The sequence below is a fragment of the Leucothrix arctica genome (assembly GCF_003172895.1).
GTDB lineage: Bacteria > Pseudomonadota > Gammaproteobacteria > Thiotrichales > Thiotrichaceae > Leucothrix > Leucothrix arctica.
The window spans coordinates 204432-221197 of the sequence record NZ_QGKL01000042.1 but is presented as its reverse complement, the minus strand read 5'-3'; the positions used below and the strand labels follow the sequence as shown (position 1 = coordinate 221197).

Here is a 16766-nt window from a genome sequence, read left to right as displayed (position 1 = left end):
TTTATTTCGATGGGTAAATCGTAACTTTTAGCTTTGTAACTGTCTGTTAAGAGAGTGTTTGGCGTTTGTTGCTAATGTATCGTTTACGTTACTTTGCGATTACAAAACCTATACAAAACTCTCATTGTTGAAGTGAGTACTTTTATGAAAAACTAGACTCAGTAACAATAAGCGTTAAACACTTTAAACAGAGTCCAATTATGACTTCAGAACTACATTACCACAGCATTTTACTAGTTGAAGATGACAAGCGTCTGTCTGACTTGATGGTGGAGTATCTGGAGAAACAAGGCTTGAAAGTCGCGGTTGAGTATCGCGGTGATACTGCGGTAAAGCGCATTATTGATATGCAGCCTGACTTGGTAGTGTTGGATTTGATGTTGCCGGGTTTAGATGGTTTAGAGGTCTGCCGACAAGTCCGACCGCAATATGACGCCCCTATTCTCATGTTAACCGCTAAGGATGAAGACTTTGATCAGGTGGTTGGCTTGGAGTTGGGCGCAGATGACTATGTGATTAAACCAGTACAGCCAAGAGTGTTATTGGCGCGCGTTAGGTCTTTATTACGCCGTATTAAACCAGTATCTGTTGTTGAAAATGCCGTAGCGTCCATTCCTGATAGTTTGGTCTTTGGCCGCTTAGCGATCAACACTGCATCTCGTTCCGTGATGTTGAGTGGGAGCGTTTTGGAGCTAACTACTCAGGAATATGAGCTACTGTATTTATTGGCCAGCAACGCAGGTCAGGTGCTCAGTCGTGATGCTATTTTGACCTCATTATCAGGCATTGAATACGACGGTTTAGATCGTTCAGTTGATATTCGTATCTCTCGTTTGCGCAAGTTGTTAGAAACTGATCCTGCTAGGCCCACCGGTATTAAAACGGTTCGGGCACAAGGGTATTTATTTGTCGCAGATGGGTGGTAGTCATGATTAAGTTATTTTTTACATTAACAGTGATGGTGTTATTGCCGATCATTATTTACGTGTTGTCAATCAATGGCACGGTGAATTTTTTATTGAAAGACACCCTCAATAATTATCAACAGAGAGTGAGTAAGGGTACGGTTACTTTGTTAAATCAGTCCGTTAGGGGCTTAGACCAAAACCAACGTTTGCAAAAGCTTAATGAGTTACAAAATGAGTTTATTTACCCTTTAAAGCTAGCCCCATTCACTGATTATAACTTTGATAAACATGACTTAAAGCGGCTTGATCATGGCTTAACCGTGGGAATAGAGACCGATGATGTAACCACCTTATTTGCTAGATTACCTGAAAGTGATTTGATCTGGGTATTTGATATGGATCAGGACTACCCAACGGATGAAGCGAACACTGCTGCAGGTACTATGTATTTGATTGAGCAGCAATTACTTGAACACACTCTAGCTGTACGCCCACAGGTACTTAAAGAGATACGTGCTAACTTTGGCTTTGATTTGTTATTAGAACCAATAGAGTCTGTTACTTTTACTGAGCAGCAGCTGGCACGCTTAGAGCAAGGAAAGGTCTTACCTATTTCTGATGGTAAGGAGGAATATCATCTTTATAAAAAGGTCTCAGATAGCCCTTGGTTACTAGTGGTTCCATCGTTTCAATCACCATGGATTGCTCGTCACCTCTCTACCTTTATAATTATTTCGCTACTGATGTTTGTTTCGTTGTTTGTGTTGTTTTGGGTATGGACATTATGGCGCGATTTAGCACGTTTACAGCAAGCAGCTAAAGCCTTTGGATCGGGAGATTATGAGGCGCGTGTGCCTTATCGAAAGAGTGCCCGCTTGTCATCGCTTAACTATGCCTTTAATCAAATGGCAGCGCGTACACAGGCAAGCATCCGCTCACACAAAGAACTAACCAGTGCCGTTTCTCATGAACTACGAACACCTATTGCAAGGATGCGTTTCTCGCTAGATATGCTGGAAACAACGGATGAGCCCGCTGATCATCAACGCTATGTCGACAACATGAATCAAGACATGGAAGAGCTGGATACCTTATTAAATGAGTTACTGACCTATGCGCGTTTTGATCAAACAGATAAGCGTTTGGAGCCAAAACTACAACCGCTCAAACCTTGGTTTGAATCTACCATGCAGGGCTTTGAAGGTTTATCAGGCGGTATCGATTTAACGTGGCAATCAGAAGCTGTAAGCAATAACGAGCTTGCTAGCTTTGATGATGTGTTAATGAGCCGACTGCTGAGTAACTTGGTACAAAATAGTTTTCGTCATGCGGAAACAAAAGTGCATGCGACATTGTCATACAACACAGAGCACGTAACTTTATTGGTTGACGATGACGGTGCTGGTATTCCTGAAAGTGAGCGAGAGCGTTTGTTTGAAGCTTTCGCGATACAGGATAGTAGTCGGAATAAAAACGGCAACGGATTTGGCCTTGGTTTGGCCATTGTAAAACGAGTGGTGACGGCTCACCAAGGACAGGTGGAAATTCACGACTCGCGATTGGGCGGCGCACAATTATTAGTTCGCTGGCCCACTAATTTATCTATAGAAACGGAGAATAAGGTATGAAAAAGATTATCAGTATTATTGCGTTAGTCGCTGTAAGCGTTGTTATGACAGGCTGCCACCATAAAAACCTGAAGAAGCATGGTAAGAACCATAAAGGTAAGGTTGAGAATCGCTTACCGGGTGACCGCTCAGTGATTTCACCTAATTGTGCGGCTGATGGACCAGGTTGCCGCCAATTTAAAAGGTAATACGCCTACCCGCCCAATACTTTGTTAAATCGCTGTCATGTGTGACTAGCACCACAGCGATTCCTGATCAGGCTTGAGTATTAGAGTCGCTTGCAGTTTCTTGATCTGCTACTGCTTTTTCTTCTGCTTCCAACTTTGCACGATCAGCTTTACTCACGTAACTGCTCTTCTTCTTTGGAACTAATTTTGCATGTGCCTTCTTAGCACGTGCCTTTAAAATCAGATTACCTTTTTTACGATGATTCATGTGCCGCTTCTCTCTATATGTATGACTACATAATATCAGTTTCAAAGATGAAACCAAATCTGAAAATTTATACTCCAATCAAATCTCAACAACCTCTCTAAAGATGGGATTAAAGAGATTTATTTAAACACTACGGCGCGTCACGATGTCCAGTAAAGTGGCGTCAGCTCAGGTCGAGAGATAGGAATAAGATAAATGGTAGGACAGTCATCTGATTTTTAAACATATTGCTTGTTTTATGAACTATTATCACCTTCAAGTACACCTAAAATTGATTAGTTCACGACTTATAATTCAAAAAATATGATCAAAAAACGCAAAAATAGTATCGAAAGAATTGGTAGGCAAATATACCCACTTAGAGTATTTGGACTTATTTTATTCTCCATCAGTATCGTCTTATCACAATCAAAATTAGGCTTGGGGTTTGATGCGTGGTCTATTATCGCTATCGCAATATGCCTTATCTACCCACACATCGGCTTACTCTGGTACTTGAAAGACGAATGTCGTGAAACTGAAATTAAGCTCATGCAGATTGATATGGCATTGGTTGGTGTACTTATTGGCGTGATCAACTTTAACCCAGCAATCGCCCTGCCTTACCTAATTGCGAACTCCGCAGCGAACTACGCACTGCGGGGAATGAAACAGGTTGTCCATGGCTTATCGCTTGTGTTTATAACTACGATGTTAGTCTTTATATTCCGTGATCAACCCGCTGTAACACAAGCTGACTCTATAGAATTACTGAGCCCATTTTTGTACTTAATCATAGTCACTCATTACATGGGACACCTCTCTTACATGCGAGGCGTATCATTACTCCGCCGTAAAATAGATGCTGAAGAAACCTCAAAGTTGGACTTTCTGACTGGACTAAATAATCGACGCTCTATGTTTGACAAGGCTAGGCTTAATGACAAAGACCCTAAAGCCAATGATCATGACACCACACTCATCATGGCAGACGTTGACCACTTTAAACGTGTCAATGATACACATGGACACAACCATGGAGACGCGGTACTTATCCAAGTCAGTGAACTTATAAAAAGCAGCTTACGCGGTACTGACGTTGTAGCTCGCTGGGGTGGTGAAGAATTTTTAGTGCTGCTGACTAAAACCAATATTGAACAAGGTGTTTCTGTTGCTGAAAATATTAGAGAGACCATAGCAAACAAACCATTTATTTATGACGGAGTTGAACACAAGGTGACATTGACTTTAGGTATTGCCACTTATGGGGCTAATTCTAACTTTGAAGAGACGATACAGCGTGCGGATAAGGCGCTGTATGAGGGTAAAGAGAGTGGGCGAAATCGGGTAGTTACTTTTGACCCTGCGCTTGTTTAAGGTCTTAATTACAAAACGCTTACTAAACAGACTTATGCTAGATGCTGATTATACATACAGGTAGACTGTAAGTTATTGAATCATTAGGAAGCATCAAGGATGAGCGACCAATCGAAAAGCATGCAGGACTTTGCAAGTATCTGGGATTATCAAGCGCGAGATATTTGGGGTAAAGACTATGCCCAGACGTTAGCTGACTTACTTAAGTCGCATGATACAACAATGATACTCGACTGTGCTGGCGGTACTGGCTTCCCTGCTATTGAGTTTAAACAGCAAGGTTTAAACATTAGCTATTCCGACGGCTCAAAGGATATGCTGACGCTGTTTAATGAAAAACGATTCGAAAAAAAACTCACCATTCCCACCTATTTATCGAGCTGGCAAACATTGCCAGAGCGAGTCCCCTATACCTATGATGCGGTCTTATGCCGTGGTAACTCATTACTCTTTATGGGTGCGTACTTAGAAGAAGATCCACAAAGTCGCGAGACTGTCCTAGCTAACATGGAGCTCGCACTTGAGGGCATGTTTAGTAAAGTCGCTGATGGCGGATTATTGTATATCGACATACCCAAATTAAAGCACGCTAAACCAGAAACACCCTACACGTTTACTGGAACTGATAGCCTTACGTTTAAGGTAAAATCAACCATTTCATATGACCCGAAGACGCAACTTAGAACCACAAAAGACTGTATTACACACTTGTTGAGCGGCACTGAAAGTAACATTGTGGCTCACAACTACGCGATTGAGGAGCAGGAATTGTTTGATCTGTTAGATAAGGTTGGTTTTAAACGCGTGGAAAAGTCACCCATCAAAGAAGCCTTTTTTATAAATGCTTATATGGCGTTTAAACATTAGACTTCACGTTTATTTCACAAGACCTATGAAATCATTGCAGCTAGAGACTTGGCTTAGAAAGAAAGGCATTACGCCTATTGGATCTCTTGGTTCTCAGTAACCTCTAAGAAATCTTCCGCATTCCAATTTTTAGCATCGGCACTTAAACCATTTAGAAGTTGATTGAACTCAGTATTGTCTGCCCCACTATCATCGAAAATTGCCGACTCCCTCCACTTCTCAGAATGAGAGAGCTTTTCCCTTAAGGCCGTCGTCGCAAGGTCAATCCAAGTCGGCGGTGTAAACGTGAAATTAAACGATACAGCATCGGTCACTGCTTCGGTCATGTGCCAAACGCCTCGTGGTACGAACAGAATTGAGCCCGGCTCTAAAATATATTCAGTACAATCTTTGGGGAATGACTCTGGAAAATCCTTAGCGGTATAACTTCCTAGCTCACTATCAACAGGGTGTCCGATCACATGACGAGTCATTGGGTTATTAATGGTTGTATTATCTGCTAGCCACCACTTCTTTGTTCCTTCTAATTGAATAACAAAATTAAAATTCTGATCAAAATGAGGTGCATTACCTTTACCCGCTGGTGTTGCGTAGACTAGGTTTCTAACATAGGTCAATTCAGAAAAACCAATTTCTCTTCTAATGTCCTGATTCCACCTGTCAAACTCCGGCGTGATTCTATTGACGTCATTAAATAGAATGCAGCTTCCATACTGATATTCATGGAGCGCATCTTCAGGAGGGATTGAAGCCTTTGAAATCTCATCTGCCACTTCTGGGTTAAAGACATCCACGGTGTCTCGCCAACAGTCCGCAAGATCTTCAACAGAATTAAGAAATGGAAGACTCGTTAAACCTTTAAGAGACTCTGAATTACCATGAGATACAAAAGGTGTTCGAGACTTAAGTAACGTTAAAAATTCTTCTCTGGTGTTATCGCCAATAAGTGACTTTAGATTAATTTCAGTATTGCTCATATTTATTTTGCGTCATTTAATGGTCGATGATGCGGACTATCTCACATAATAAACAACAAGAAAATTGATAACTAAGCAGACTCCTAACCAAACGATTGTCACTTTTTTGAAGCGATTCTTTAAATTAATCGCCTCACTCAATGATATGGTTAAGAACTTTCATTTTCACCTTTAAATTTCAAATACAAACTCACCTCCATGCGAAGCATCACACGCCAAACCACATAACGCTAGTAACACCTCTTCCACGGTTCTATCACCATCATAAGCATCACCAAGCATCCACCCCGCACTGACTCTAAAATAATCTTGATACAAGTCACGTGTGGTAAAAAAACTTCCTAAGCGAATATCAATATCAGCTCGGATGACGGAGCCTCGAAATTGGTCAACATCCAAATCAGGCACTTGCACCCACAATACGAGACCGCCATGAGGCTGACTAATCGCCGCATTACTTGGGAGATTCTCTGATAGCAACACACGATAAGCACATATATTGGTAAATAATAGCGTACGTACTCGGTTCAAATGCTTGCGGTATTCCCCAGAACGAATAAAGTCAGCAAGTCCTGCTTGTACGACGATGTTTTGCCCCAGTTTACTCACGTAGCTTTGGCGAATGAGTGCCTCCTGATAACGACCCGCTGAACACCACCCCAGACGTATTCCAGCCGATAAGGTTTTCGACACCGAGCCACACCACAAGACGTAACCACCCTTATCCCAATATTTAATAGGTAAAGGAATCGCTTTTTCATAGCCTAGCTCTACGTAAATATCATCTTCGATAATCGGCATTTGATAGTGATTAGCCAACTCAGCAAGGCGTTGTTTTTGCTCAACGTGTAGGCTAATGCCGTGTGGATTCATATGAGAACTACTGAATAATCCTGCAACCACATCGCCATTTTTAATATGCACTTCCAGCTGCTCAAGATCGATGCCTTCTTTAGTGCAGGGGATCTCGACAACTTTCCGTTGCATCACAGACAGCAACTCCAGTAGACCATTAAAACACGGTGAGCTAATCGCAACCCCGTCATTGGGTTGAGTGACCACTTCTAGCGCCATACGCACCGCGTCTATACAGCCTCCACTAATCACTAACTCTTCAGACGAGATAGGTAAGCCGCTCTCAGAAAAATGGTCGGATAAGGCAACGCGCAGCGACTCCAAACCTTGTGCATCAGGATAAGCGTGAATGCCCTCACCTAAAGACTGAACACCTCGTTTCATGCTTCGCTGCAATGCTTGTGTGGGCAAGTGATGTGGAGCAAGTTGGCTGATACCAAAAGGCCCAGCACTCGGCTGCACCTCCACTGACGATTGAGAACGATAATCAGATATGACGGATAGCTTACTGCGAAAATGTGGCTGATGAGGCGCAGCTCCTTCACGAACAGGCGATGAAACAAAGAAACCTGACTGCGGACGTGCAATGATCCAACCCATCGCTTCTAAGCTGCGATAACTATTGAGTGCTGTAGTCATGCTCACACCAAACTGTGACGCTAAGGTGCGTAACGACGGCATTCGCTGACCGTATTCCAGCTTGTCCTGCTGAATATCGGTAATCACCTGCTCCACAATGGCTTTATATCTCACACACGTACTCCTTACTGACCACCAAATTGTACTCTATTTATTTATTATTTTTGTATCTGTTATTCTTTTTTTGTCTGGCGGATACTTCTAAGCCTACTCAATAGGGCATTAGTAATGACTACAAAAGACATACTCATAACCATCGCACTGATGTGTTTGTGGGGCTTCAACTTCTCTGCGATAAAACTGGGTGCTGACCAAGTAGACCCGATACTTCTGACGGCCATGCGCTTTGTTTTTGCTGTATTTCCAGCGATATTCTTTATCAAAAGACCTAATGTCGGCATCCGCTATCTACTCGCTTATGGAACAACATTTGGTGCAGGCGTTTGGGGAATGATGGTGTGGTCAATCAACCTAGGCGTGTCGGCAGGAATGGCGGGGTTACTGCTGAATATGAGCGTCGTATTTGGCCTATTGCTCGGTTACTTCGCCTTCAAAGAAACCATCACGCTTAATAAGAAAATTGGCGCAGGTTTAGCAGTACTGGGACTGGTCGCCTGTTTAACGTTAGAAGATGGCTCAGTGCCGTTAATTGGTTTACCTCTGACGCTTATTGCAGCCTTAAGTTGGAGCTTGATGGGTGTTATTGTTAAGCGCTCTAACACCACACAAATCTTTGCATTTAGTGTTTGGGGTATGTTGTTTGCACCTATCCCACTGGTATTGCTTGCATATATTTTTCATGGCGCAGAAGCCTTTAGCGCCCTGCCTGCACAAATGAATGCCGAAGTATGGTTTTCAGTGTTGTTCCAAGCTTATCCAACCACCCTACTTGGCTACTGGATATGGAATAAACTCACGCTGAAATACCCACTATCAACCATGGCGTCCTTTACGTTATTAACGCCTATCTTTGGACTCGTTGGCAGTGTGATTTTTTATAATGAAGAAGTGTCTACCGTTAAAATATTAGCCTATGTATTTGTACTAGGTGGCTTGATGATTAGTCAGTGGAAGCCCAGGCGCTTGTCTAGCCCTAAAAATCAACAATAGAATATTGCTCACAACCATATGTATGCTAATAAAGTGGCAGGGAGCAAAATTGCAAGTCCGGAAAGGCATTGATAGAGCCTATTTTTATTGCCTGATGTGATAATGCGGGCTGTGCCTACAAACCCTAGAAGCATCACCGGAAACGCGAGTGAAGTAGCGAAGTAGATCACAGGCTCAGCATGACCAAGTTTCTCTAGCGTGTAGTAGGTAGAGCACGCAAGCGTAGGCACAATGATAGCTACTCCAGCCTTTATTGTTAAAGAGGATGTGTTCATACGGCTCCTGTCTAGATTTAAACGACTCGGCTCACCAACTATTGAAGCTGAACCCTATATTTCATGGTGAAGCACGGTACATCGGCTTGGTAGTTACTATTCATCAGCCCTGATAGAGTGATCTCAAATGATCTAATCGTAGGGTCATAAGTCATCGAAGGCATGACAACATTCCCCAGCACATCTTTAAAAACAACATCACTAGGATAATCGAGAGTCAGGTCACTGTTTGTCGTAACCGTTTCGGGCGGGCAATTGTTATCAGTAAAAACAAATGGACTACCATTACCATCCAAATCTCCTGTGAATAAGGTTAACTGACTTTGCAAAGTATCCTTAATTAAGGTGGTATCAAGATCTGGTCCTAAATTACCCCTATTTTTTATCGTTAAAGTGTAATCAATTATAGAGCCAGGAATCGCTTTTGGGTTGATTCCATTATTCAAAGGGTCCTTTACCGTTTGACCGACCTTCTCCAAGGTAATATTCATAATGCCTTTTTTGCCAATGGTATAAACACCATCATCAGGTAGATGACTGAATGTAATAACACCACCTGCCATTGTGGCTGTCGCTACACTAGTGAAATTACCTGAAGTACCTACTCGGTGGAGTAATCCATATTCCGAGCCATTATCAACGGCAATACCGATATCTGTCACATTAAAGCTGAGATTGACCAAGCCATTATCACCTGTTCTATCAATATACCAACTACGATTACTTCTACTCAGATACCCAGAAGGCAGCTCACTGGAGCTAGTGCCCGTTTTAGGCGTACTCGTTAAATAATCAACGCCAGCTAAAATAAACTGTTCATTACTATTAAGAAAAGTATCATTAGTGATTGTCAGACCTTGTGACGTTCCAGATGCTTGAGTCCCAGTCAAACGCCCAATGCCGCCAACAAAATAATCATAATCGCCATTGACTGCATCATCACCGCTATATACATCAGAAAAAGTCGGGCTGGCCGCAAACGCTTTATCCCACTTCGCAGATAGGTAATTACTCAAGATGTATCTTTGAGCATCATTTAACTCTGTCTGATAAAAAATAGCCTCAAAAAAACGACCTTCATGGAAACGAGTATTATTTGCTGAGCCTAAAACAAAGTAAGAGTTTGCATAGACGTTATAGATACTCGCCCCTGTGTCACTCAAGTATGACTTTCCATCTTGCAAAATACTTTGATCATTGCTGAGGCCTATAAAGTGCCAAAAGTACTGTTCTCCCAAGCTGATTGGCACAGAACCTTGTAATCGAGTGGGTGCGCCACAGCAAATACCCTGATCAAAATAGGTAGTAGAGTTTGACCAAGGTATATGTACGCCTAACCGGTTAGTGCCGTTATGGCTTGATAGAAAGGCAAAACTTGCGCGGATTTGTTCAGTTGTAACTACCACAAAAGACTCCGAACTGGATACGGCACCAACCCAAATATCATTGTTATCAACTAAGTTATTACTAATACCATCAAAGTCCAGACCGTGGCGTTCACTCCCTAAACTATCAACAAGATACTTTGGACGAGCAACACCTGTCGCTGAAATATGATTGGCTGAGCCAGATTTATCTGACCATTGGGAGATTAGTGCGCTGTCTGCTGGATTGTCTGTATAACTGCCGTTAGCATCGACATCAACTGCATCAAACCATGCACGCTGATTAGTATTTATATCATCAGGTGCAGCAGCGTAAGCCGTAAAAGGCAAAAACAGTAATAGCGTATAAATAAATAATTTCATGGCAAAGTAAGCTAGTAACAACTACTCATTATTTTTATTAAATGCATACTAGCAGTTGATTCATTTACTCAGTATTAAGACCGAAACTTAATTCCTAGACTATTTTAAATGTAACCTTTTATAAGAATAAACACTCAAACAAGCTATGAATAGTAATCTTATCGATACAAAAAGTGCTTCTGATTCAGTCTTTTAACGTGCAACGACTTAGGATAATAGCGTTCGTCATCACGGTATTTATTAGTCGGATACTCAGAACAAAAGCGCTTCATTTCCTTCTCCTGATCCTGAATATCACGATCAGATGTTCTCATGAATGGGTGCTTTAAATCGGCTAATATCACCTTACTCACGTCACAATACTCTGAACGAATCCAATCTTCGCGCGCTTTCGCTTGCAGTTTTTTATCGAATGGCTGTTCACAGTATTGCTTGATTCCAAAGGACACTGCTTTAGTTTTTTGGGCGACCTCATTATCACTTAAGTAACGCGTCTTTTGCCTATAGAAACCTTCTACACCCCATGCAACACGCAGGTCACCCGTATCATCGTAGTAATACTCAAAGCCTTTTTCATGTAGCACCGTTAACAGTCTTTGGTTGTTCTGACACAGTGACTGCTTAACATTACTAATGACTTTCCTCTGAGGCGGCATAGGTTCGGCTTCAAATACTACTTCTGGTGCCAGCTCCGGCTTAGGCTCAGTAATCCTTTCAATGTCATAGATAGTCGCGCTTAAACTTGCTGTTAGATTAGCTGCATAATTTGATATTTCTGGACGCTGCTCATTCTCTACTAGATAAGGCCTCTTAGTTAAGACTTGCTTGGGACGCGGAGCCACCCTTTTCTGAGGTTTCTCTTTATTAGCCACGACATTGCTACGCATTTGTCTATTGATGACTTTCTTAACCACTGGCGCTTTTCTAGTACGAACAGGCTTTGCTACTCTTCGTACTTGCTTGACGGGCCGGTTAAATTGTCTTTTTGGTAAAGCTTTTCTGCGTACTTCTTTATTCACTGCTTTAGCTTTGCGAATCACATTACTAGGTCCAGACTTACGTGGTTTATCACTAAAATGTGTCATCCCATTCGCATCCACCCACTGATAGATTTCAGCATGAGCCAATGGCATATATAGCAAGATCGCAATCAATAGTAACGCGGTACGCAGACGTGTTGTGGGCATAGCAATTCCTTTGCATTCAATCACAGTGATTAAGTGTTCCCTAAACAGGCTTAACCTTTTCAAGTGCTATGAATATCACAGCTATTAGTATTTGTTCCTGTAAAGGCGCGGATATCTGGTTACGCGGTAATAAGGGGCGGATATGCATATTTTACAGCGTCGATAAGCTGTACCAACGGTAGGGGAGAAAACTTGATAAGCAACAAAGAAAACACTTAAAGACACCTAGCACTAACCCAATGAAAATCACTAACTTTAGGTCGACCAACGGTATATAAAAGCAGATAAGGTGAAAATAACTCAAAGTAATTGAGCCATATTTAGTCTATCTCGCGCTGTACAGTGTAAGAGCATTAAATGTTCTTAATCTTATATTTGTATTAGTTGTTCGGGAGAAACACTATGAAATCAATTACTTTAAAGAGCACTGCAGCTGCGATACTTCTAACATTAGTTGGAACAGCAGCTACCCTTCAAACCGTTAGCGCGGATAACCTGACGATTAGAGCGATCCCTGGTCTAAAACTTATTACCATGGAAAATTTGCGTACTATTAGACCACTTAGAATTATGACTTGCCAAGGTCGCCGCGTTACGATGTGGGGCACACCAGGCGCAGATTATATCGTCGGTACACCAGGACAAGACGTCATCTATGCTGGTGCAGGTAATGACCGTGTTGACGGCCGAGGTGGTAATGACATTATCTGTGGTGGACGTGGTAATGACACGCTAAATGGTAACCGTGGTAATGATAAAATCTTTGGCGGTAGCGGACACGACACTATCAATGGTAACCGTGGACGTGACTCTCTTTACGGACAACGAGGTGAAGACCGCATGTATGGTGGTCAAGGTCGTGACCGTTTATATGGTGGTCAAGACTACGACAGCTTGAATGGCGAGTCAGGAAGAGACTACCTAAATGGCGGTGTAGGCAATAACGGTTGTAACGGCGGACCAGGCATTGACACACTAGTTAATTGTTAATTATTCCCCTTTAGAAGGTAATTAACAGTGCTACCAGCAAGAGGCTCAACTATAACTAGTTGGGCCTCACGACTGAGTACTTGCAAAGTTTTATAATAATTTACGCTACAGATGAAAAAGAGCCCTGACTAAAAGTACTTTCAAATAAGAAGATGAATACTAAAATAATGCTGTTGTTATCCAATGCTAAACCTGTGTACTTAGCACCACCAGATAAGCCGAATGTACTGAAATAACTTAGTCTAATTGCGCTAGCTGCCAGCATAATAAATGCACCGATTAGAAACACGGGTTCAAAGTTTCCGTGGCTCATCAACAAAATAGCTGGGGTGACGCCGTAATTCACTATATCGATTAATACATCTAGCTGACCGCCAAAGATACTTTGATACCCCTTGCGACCTTTCATGCGCCTAGCAACAAGTCCATCTGCCCAATCAAATGCAACCGCCCAGATCATGCCGATCATTGCTGCGTAATAAACACCTGTGATGCTGAAATAGATTGCTAAAACGGTGCAAGCCAATCCCGCGAGTGAGCATTAGTTTGGTAAATCTTTTGCGAACGAAAGAATGGTCGGCTGTGGTTCCCGAGCGTCGGTGCTGCCAGTTAGAAACGGAAATAGCGGTAGCTTTATGGAATTTATTATTTATCACTTCAACTTTTCTGTGCTACCATAATGATACACATGTACCACAATGTGATTTATTTAAAAACCACGAGGAGAAGGAATATGCCAGGATGGGAAGAAGGCGATTGGCGCGATGAGTCTTTATGTCAGTTCGAAGAGTCAAATGACAAGAACAACATGGGTATACAGTTTTACGACTTAAGTCACCCATGGGGTCAGGGACAGCCTTGCTGGCCTTACTTTGAAGATGTAAAGATCGAACGTTTACATGGCATGGCTAAGACGGGTGGTGTACTAACACAGAAAATCACGACTGTTATGCACTCTGGAACACACATTGATGCACCAGCACACGTTGTACCGGGCGCGCCATTCATGGACGAAGTACCACTACCTTACTTCTTTGGTACCGGTGTTGTATTAGACATCCCAAAGAAAAAATGGGAAATGATTACAGCAGAAGACCTAGAGAATGCGACACCTAAAATCCGTGAAGGTGACATTGTTATCATCAATACTGGATGGCACAAATACTACGGTGACAACCAGATTTATTACGGACATGCGCCAGGCTTTGGTAAAGAAGCGGGTGAGTGGTTTGTTAAAAAGAAAGTAAAGATGGTTGGTAATGACACACAAGCATTAGACCACCCACTTGCCACTGCAATTGGCCCACACGGCCCAGGTAAACCTCACGGTCTTCTACCTAATATTTGTGAAGAATATAAAGCAGAAACTGGTCGTGATGTCATTGAGGACTTCCCTGACTGGGAGCCTTGCCATAACGCGATTCTTTCTGCAGGTATCTGTGGATTTGAAAACGTAGGCGGTGATATTGACAAGGTTACTGGCAAGCGTGTGACGTTTGCTGCATTCCCTTGGCGCTGGAAGAAAGGTGACGGTTGTATCGTTCGCCTTGTTGCGATGGTTGATCCTAGTGGTGACTATCGTATCGAAACAGGTAACGACAAGACCTAAAGCAAGATCAGAGTACCGTCCCTAATATCAGGGACGGTTACTCAAAACACAATTTTAATTAGCCAACCATCAGATGTTCTATTTCAATCTTTAATATACGCAGAGTATTACTAACATGCTCTTCAAGCTCATCAAAACGAGATGAAGGTACTGGCACAGATATTGAGTAAACCTCATTCAAGCTGTCACGAAAAGCAAAGCCAATCGCAGACACTCCACGAGAGTGATATTCCCTGTCATAGCTCAAGCCATTATCACGCGCTCGACTCACTCTTGCCAACAATGCTTCAAAGTCACCATTAATACCTTCTTTATCCCACTCTGTATGCACTAACTTAGAAACTTGTTCATCATCTAACATGGACAAACACGCAATTCCATTCGCTGTGGTGGTTAAAGGAAAGGTAGAACCTACGACGGACACGGTACGTAAACGGTGCGAACCTTGTACTTGATCCAAGAAGATCATTTTATTGTCGCGCAGTACCGATAAATCCGCTGTTTCGCCTGTTTTCGCAACCAAATCACTTAAATGAGGCTTACATAGCTCAACAATGTCATAACGAGCAGCACCTGCAAGTGCATGTAACTCAGGACCCAGACGTAAACCACCCGATGAAGAAGATGCAATCACTAATCGCTCTTCTTTAAGTGCCCCGACAATCCGCTGCACCGTTGAGCGAGGTAGCTCCAAACGTTCAGCAATCTGACCAATACTCATGCCTGAGGTATTGCCCTTCAGCTCTCTAAGCACCGCAGCTGCTCTGGCAATAACCTGAATACCACTTCTAGACTCACCTTTATCAGTATTAGCCATTTCTTTTTAAACCCTCATATAAATCGTAGCCGCGCATTCTAACGTAAATATAATGAACCACGTAGCAATACATTAAAACCACGATGCAGTTATCATTGACCGCATTACGATACAAGTGTATCATTAACTATATCATCAAGCACTACTCACCATTAACTAAAGGTGCTTAGGCTCAAAGGAGGAAATATGAATCAGAAAGGCCTTAACTGGGAGACGTCATGCTAGTTAATCGTTTCCAAGATGCTCAACCCTATATCGCACCGAATCATCGTGATGTCCTTGGCTTACGCCTACAAGGTTTCATGGAAGGTGGCCCAACCAATCAATGGGTGGGCTTATCTCAGTTCTTACCCGGTGGTGGCGCTGGCCCAGACAGCACACCCTTCGAAAAAGTCTATGTCGTCGTCGAAGGCGAAATGACCGTCATCATTGATGGCAATGAAACAACCCTCAAGAAATTTGATAGCTGCACCATTCCAGCGAATGAAGTGCGCGAAATAGAAAACCGTCGTAACGATGTTTGCATCATGATGGTCGTCATGCCCTACCCACCGGAGGCTACATAATGTCTGGAATTACTAATCCCCTATTCATGTTTGAAGTTAAAGATAAAGTAGCCGTTATTACCGGCGCATCTGGTGCTTTTGGTATGGTTGCCGCACGTATCTTAGCCGGTGCAGGCTGCAAGCTAGTATTAGCAGCGGGTAACGCAATCGCTTTAGAAGAAATTGCCAGCGAATGTCGTGAGTCAGGTGCTGACGTTACAACGGTTAATATGCGCCCCATCGAAGAAACAGCTTGTAATGCCCTCATGGAAACCGCTGTTAGTCGTTATGGCTCACTCGATATCTTAGTCGTTGCCTCTGGCATGAACAAAATCGCACTGATTAATGACATGGAGCCAGACACCTTTAAAGATGTAATGGATGCTAACGTCACACAAAGCTGGCTATTGTCACGTGCCGCAGCCGGCATTATGAAAGCCCAAGGCAATGGCGGAAAGATCGTATTAGTTTCATCTGCACGTGGCCTGCTTGGCCACCCAGCGGGATATACCGCTTACTGTGCCTCTAAAGCGGCCGTTGATGGAATGACTAAAGCGCTCGGGTGCGAGCTCGGCCCAACAGGCATCACGGTTAATGCTATTGCCCCAACTGTTTTCCGCTCACCGTTAACCGCTTGGATGTTTGAAGACACTGAAAAAGCGATCGCGGTACGTGAAGGTTTCTTGGCGCGTGTTCCGAAAGGACGCTTAGGCGAACCAGAAGATTTATCAGGCCCATTACTGTTCCTTTCTTCAAAGGCCTCTGACTTCTACACCGGTCATATCTTATATGCCGATGGCGGCTATACAGCAGGATAATA

17 protein-coding genes are annotated in these 16766 nt (G+C 42.9%); 10 read left to right on the top strand and 7 right to left on the bottom strand.

Annotated elements, in window-relative coordinates:
• Positions 1-200 precede the first annotated feature (200 nt).
• From DKT75_RS18110 to DKT75_RS18100, 3 genes are read left to right on the top strand one after another with little or no spacing between them, the layout of a single operon-like run.
• Positions 201-926 (top strand): response regulator, encoded by a 726-nt coding sequence (locus DKT75_RS18110; protein ID WP_109825419.1) that lies wholly within the window; start codon positions 201-203, stop codon positions 924-926.
• Positions 927-928: 2 nt separating this feature from the next.
• The gene (locus DKT75_RS18105) at positions 929-2536 is read left to right on the top strand and encodes an ATP-binding protein (RefSeq protein WP_109825417.1); all 1608 of its coding nucleotides are present in this window, start codon (positions 929-931) and stop codon (positions 2534-2536) included.
• Entirely contained in the window at positions 2533-2724 is a 192-nt protein-coding gene (locus DKT75_RS18100) for a hypothetical protein (protein ID WP_109825415.1), read from the top strand. The genes DKT75_RS18105 and DKT75_RS18100 overlap by 4 nt, the downstream gene beginning before the upstream one ends.
• A gap of 67 nt (positions 2725-2791) precedes the next feature.
• On the opposite strand, the gene DKT75_RS18095 is transcribed toward DKT75_RS18100, so the two are convergent.
• Positions 2792-2971: a DUF2986 domain-containing protein gene (locus tag DKT75_RS18095; protein ID WP_109825413.1), complete on the bottom strand. Its 180-nt coding sequence runs from the start codon at positions 2969-2971 to the stop codon at positions 2792-2794.
• Positions 2972-3274: 303 nt separating this feature from the next.
• Between DKT75_RS18095 and DKT75_RS18090 the strand changes: the two genes are divergently transcribed.
• The gene (locus DKT75_RS18090) at positions 3275-4327 is read left to right on the top strand and encodes a sensor domain-containing diguanylate cyclase (RefSeq protein ID WP_109825410.1); all 1053 of its coding nucleotides are present in this window, start codon (positions 3275-3277) and stop codon (positions 4325-4327) included.
• A gap of 99 nt (positions 4328-4426) precedes the next feature.
• A complete protein-coding gene (locus DKT75_RS18085; RefSeq protein ID WP_109825408.1) occupies positions 4427-5194 on the top strand; it encodes a class I SAM-dependent methyltransferase in 768 nt (255 codons plus the stop codon).
• A gap of 74 nt (positions 5195-5268) precedes the next feature.
• On the opposite strand, the gene DKT75_RS18080 is transcribed toward DKT75_RS18085, so the two are convergent.
• Positions 5269-6171 (bottom strand): JmjC domain-containing protein, encoded by a 903-nt coding sequence (locus tag DKT75_RS18080; RefSeq protein WP_109825406.1) that lies wholly within the window; start codon positions 6169-6171, stop codon positions 5269-5271.
• Between the two features lie 171 nt (positions 6172-6342).
• Complete coding sequence (locus DKT75_RS18075) at positions 6343-7779, bottom strand: aminotransferase-like domain-containing protein (RefSeq protein WP_109825404.1); 1437 nt, start codon at positions 7777-7779, stop codon at positions 6343-6345.
• Between the two features lie 114 nt (positions 7780-7893).
• Between DKT75_RS18075 and DKT75_RS18070 the strand changes: the two genes are divergently transcribed.
• Positions 7894-8775: an EamA family transporter gene (locus DKT75_RS18070; protein ID WP_109825402.1), complete on the top strand. Its 882-nt coding sequence runs from the start codon at positions 7894-7896 to the stop codon at positions 8773-8775.
• 313 nt (positions 8776-9088) lie between these two features.
• On the opposite strand, the gene DKT75_RS18060 is transcribed toward DKT75_RS18070, so the two are convergent.
• A complete protein-coding gene (locus tag DKT75_RS18060; protein WP_109825395.1) occupies positions 9089-10798 on the bottom strand; it encodes a hypothetical protein in 1710 nt (569 codons plus the stop codon).
• 158 nt (positions 10799-10956) lie between these two features.
• Positions 10957-11985, bottom strand: a complete 1029-nt coding sequence (locus DKT75_RS18055; RefSeq protein ID WP_109825393.1) for a DUF4124 domain-containing protein — start codon at positions 11983-11985, stop codon at positions 10957-10959.
• Between the two features lie 402 nt (positions 11986-12387).
• Here DKT75_RS18055 and DKT75_RS18050 point away from each other — a divergent pair, with 402 nt between their 5' ends.
• Positions 12388-12975: a calcium-binding protein gene (locus DKT75_RS18050; protein WP_109825391.1), complete on the top strand. Its 588-nt coding sequence runs from the start codon at positions 12388-12390 to the stop codon at positions 12973-12975.
• A 100-nt stretch (positions 12976-13075) separates the two neighbouring features.
• Here the strand turns inward: DKT75_RS18050 and DKT75_RS18045 are convergent, their stop codons facing one another.
• Entirely contained in the window at positions 13076-13501 is a 426-nt protein-coding gene (locus tag DKT75_RS18045) for a CDP-alcohol phosphatidyltransferase family protein (protein ID WP_211665488.1), read from the bottom strand.
• Positions 13502-13708: 207 nt separating this feature from the next.
• Here DKT75_RS18045 and DKT75_RS18040 point away from each other — a divergent pair, with 207 nt between their 5' ends.
• Positions 13709-14584, top strand: a complete 876-nt coding sequence (locus DKT75_RS18040) for a cyclase family protein (protein WP_211665487.1) — start codon at positions 13709-13711, stop codon at positions 14582-14584.
• 58 nt (positions 14585-14642) lie between these two features.
• On the opposite strand, the gene DKT75_RS18035 is transcribed toward DKT75_RS18040, so the two are convergent.
• Positions 14643-15401 carry an IclR family transcriptional regulator gene (locus tag DKT75_RS18035; RefSeq protein WP_109825389.1) on the bottom strand — a complete coding sequence of 253 codons (759 nt, stop codon included), beginning with the start codon at positions 15399-15401 and terminating at the stop codon, positions 14643-14645.
• Between the two features lie 218 nt (positions 15402-15619).
• On the opposite strand from DKT75_RS18035, the gene DKT75_RS18030 reads away from it, so the two are divergent.
• Both DKT75_RS18030 and DKT75_RS18025 read left to right on the top strand, forming a co-directional pair.
• Entirely contained in the window at positions 15620-15967 is a 348-nt protein-coding gene (locus DKT75_RS18030) for a cupin domain-containing protein (protein WP_109825387.1), read from the top strand.
• Positions 15967-16764 carry an SDR family NAD(P)-dependent oxidoreductase gene (locus DKT75_RS18025; RefSeq protein ID WP_109825385.1) on the top strand — a complete coding sequence of 266 codons (798 nt, stop codon included), beginning with the start codon at positions 15967-15969 and terminating at the stop codon, positions 16762-16764. The genes DKT75_RS18030 and DKT75_RS18025 overlap by 1 nt, the downstream gene beginning before the upstream one ends.
• The last annotated feature ends 2 nt before the right edge of the window (positions 16765-16766 follow it).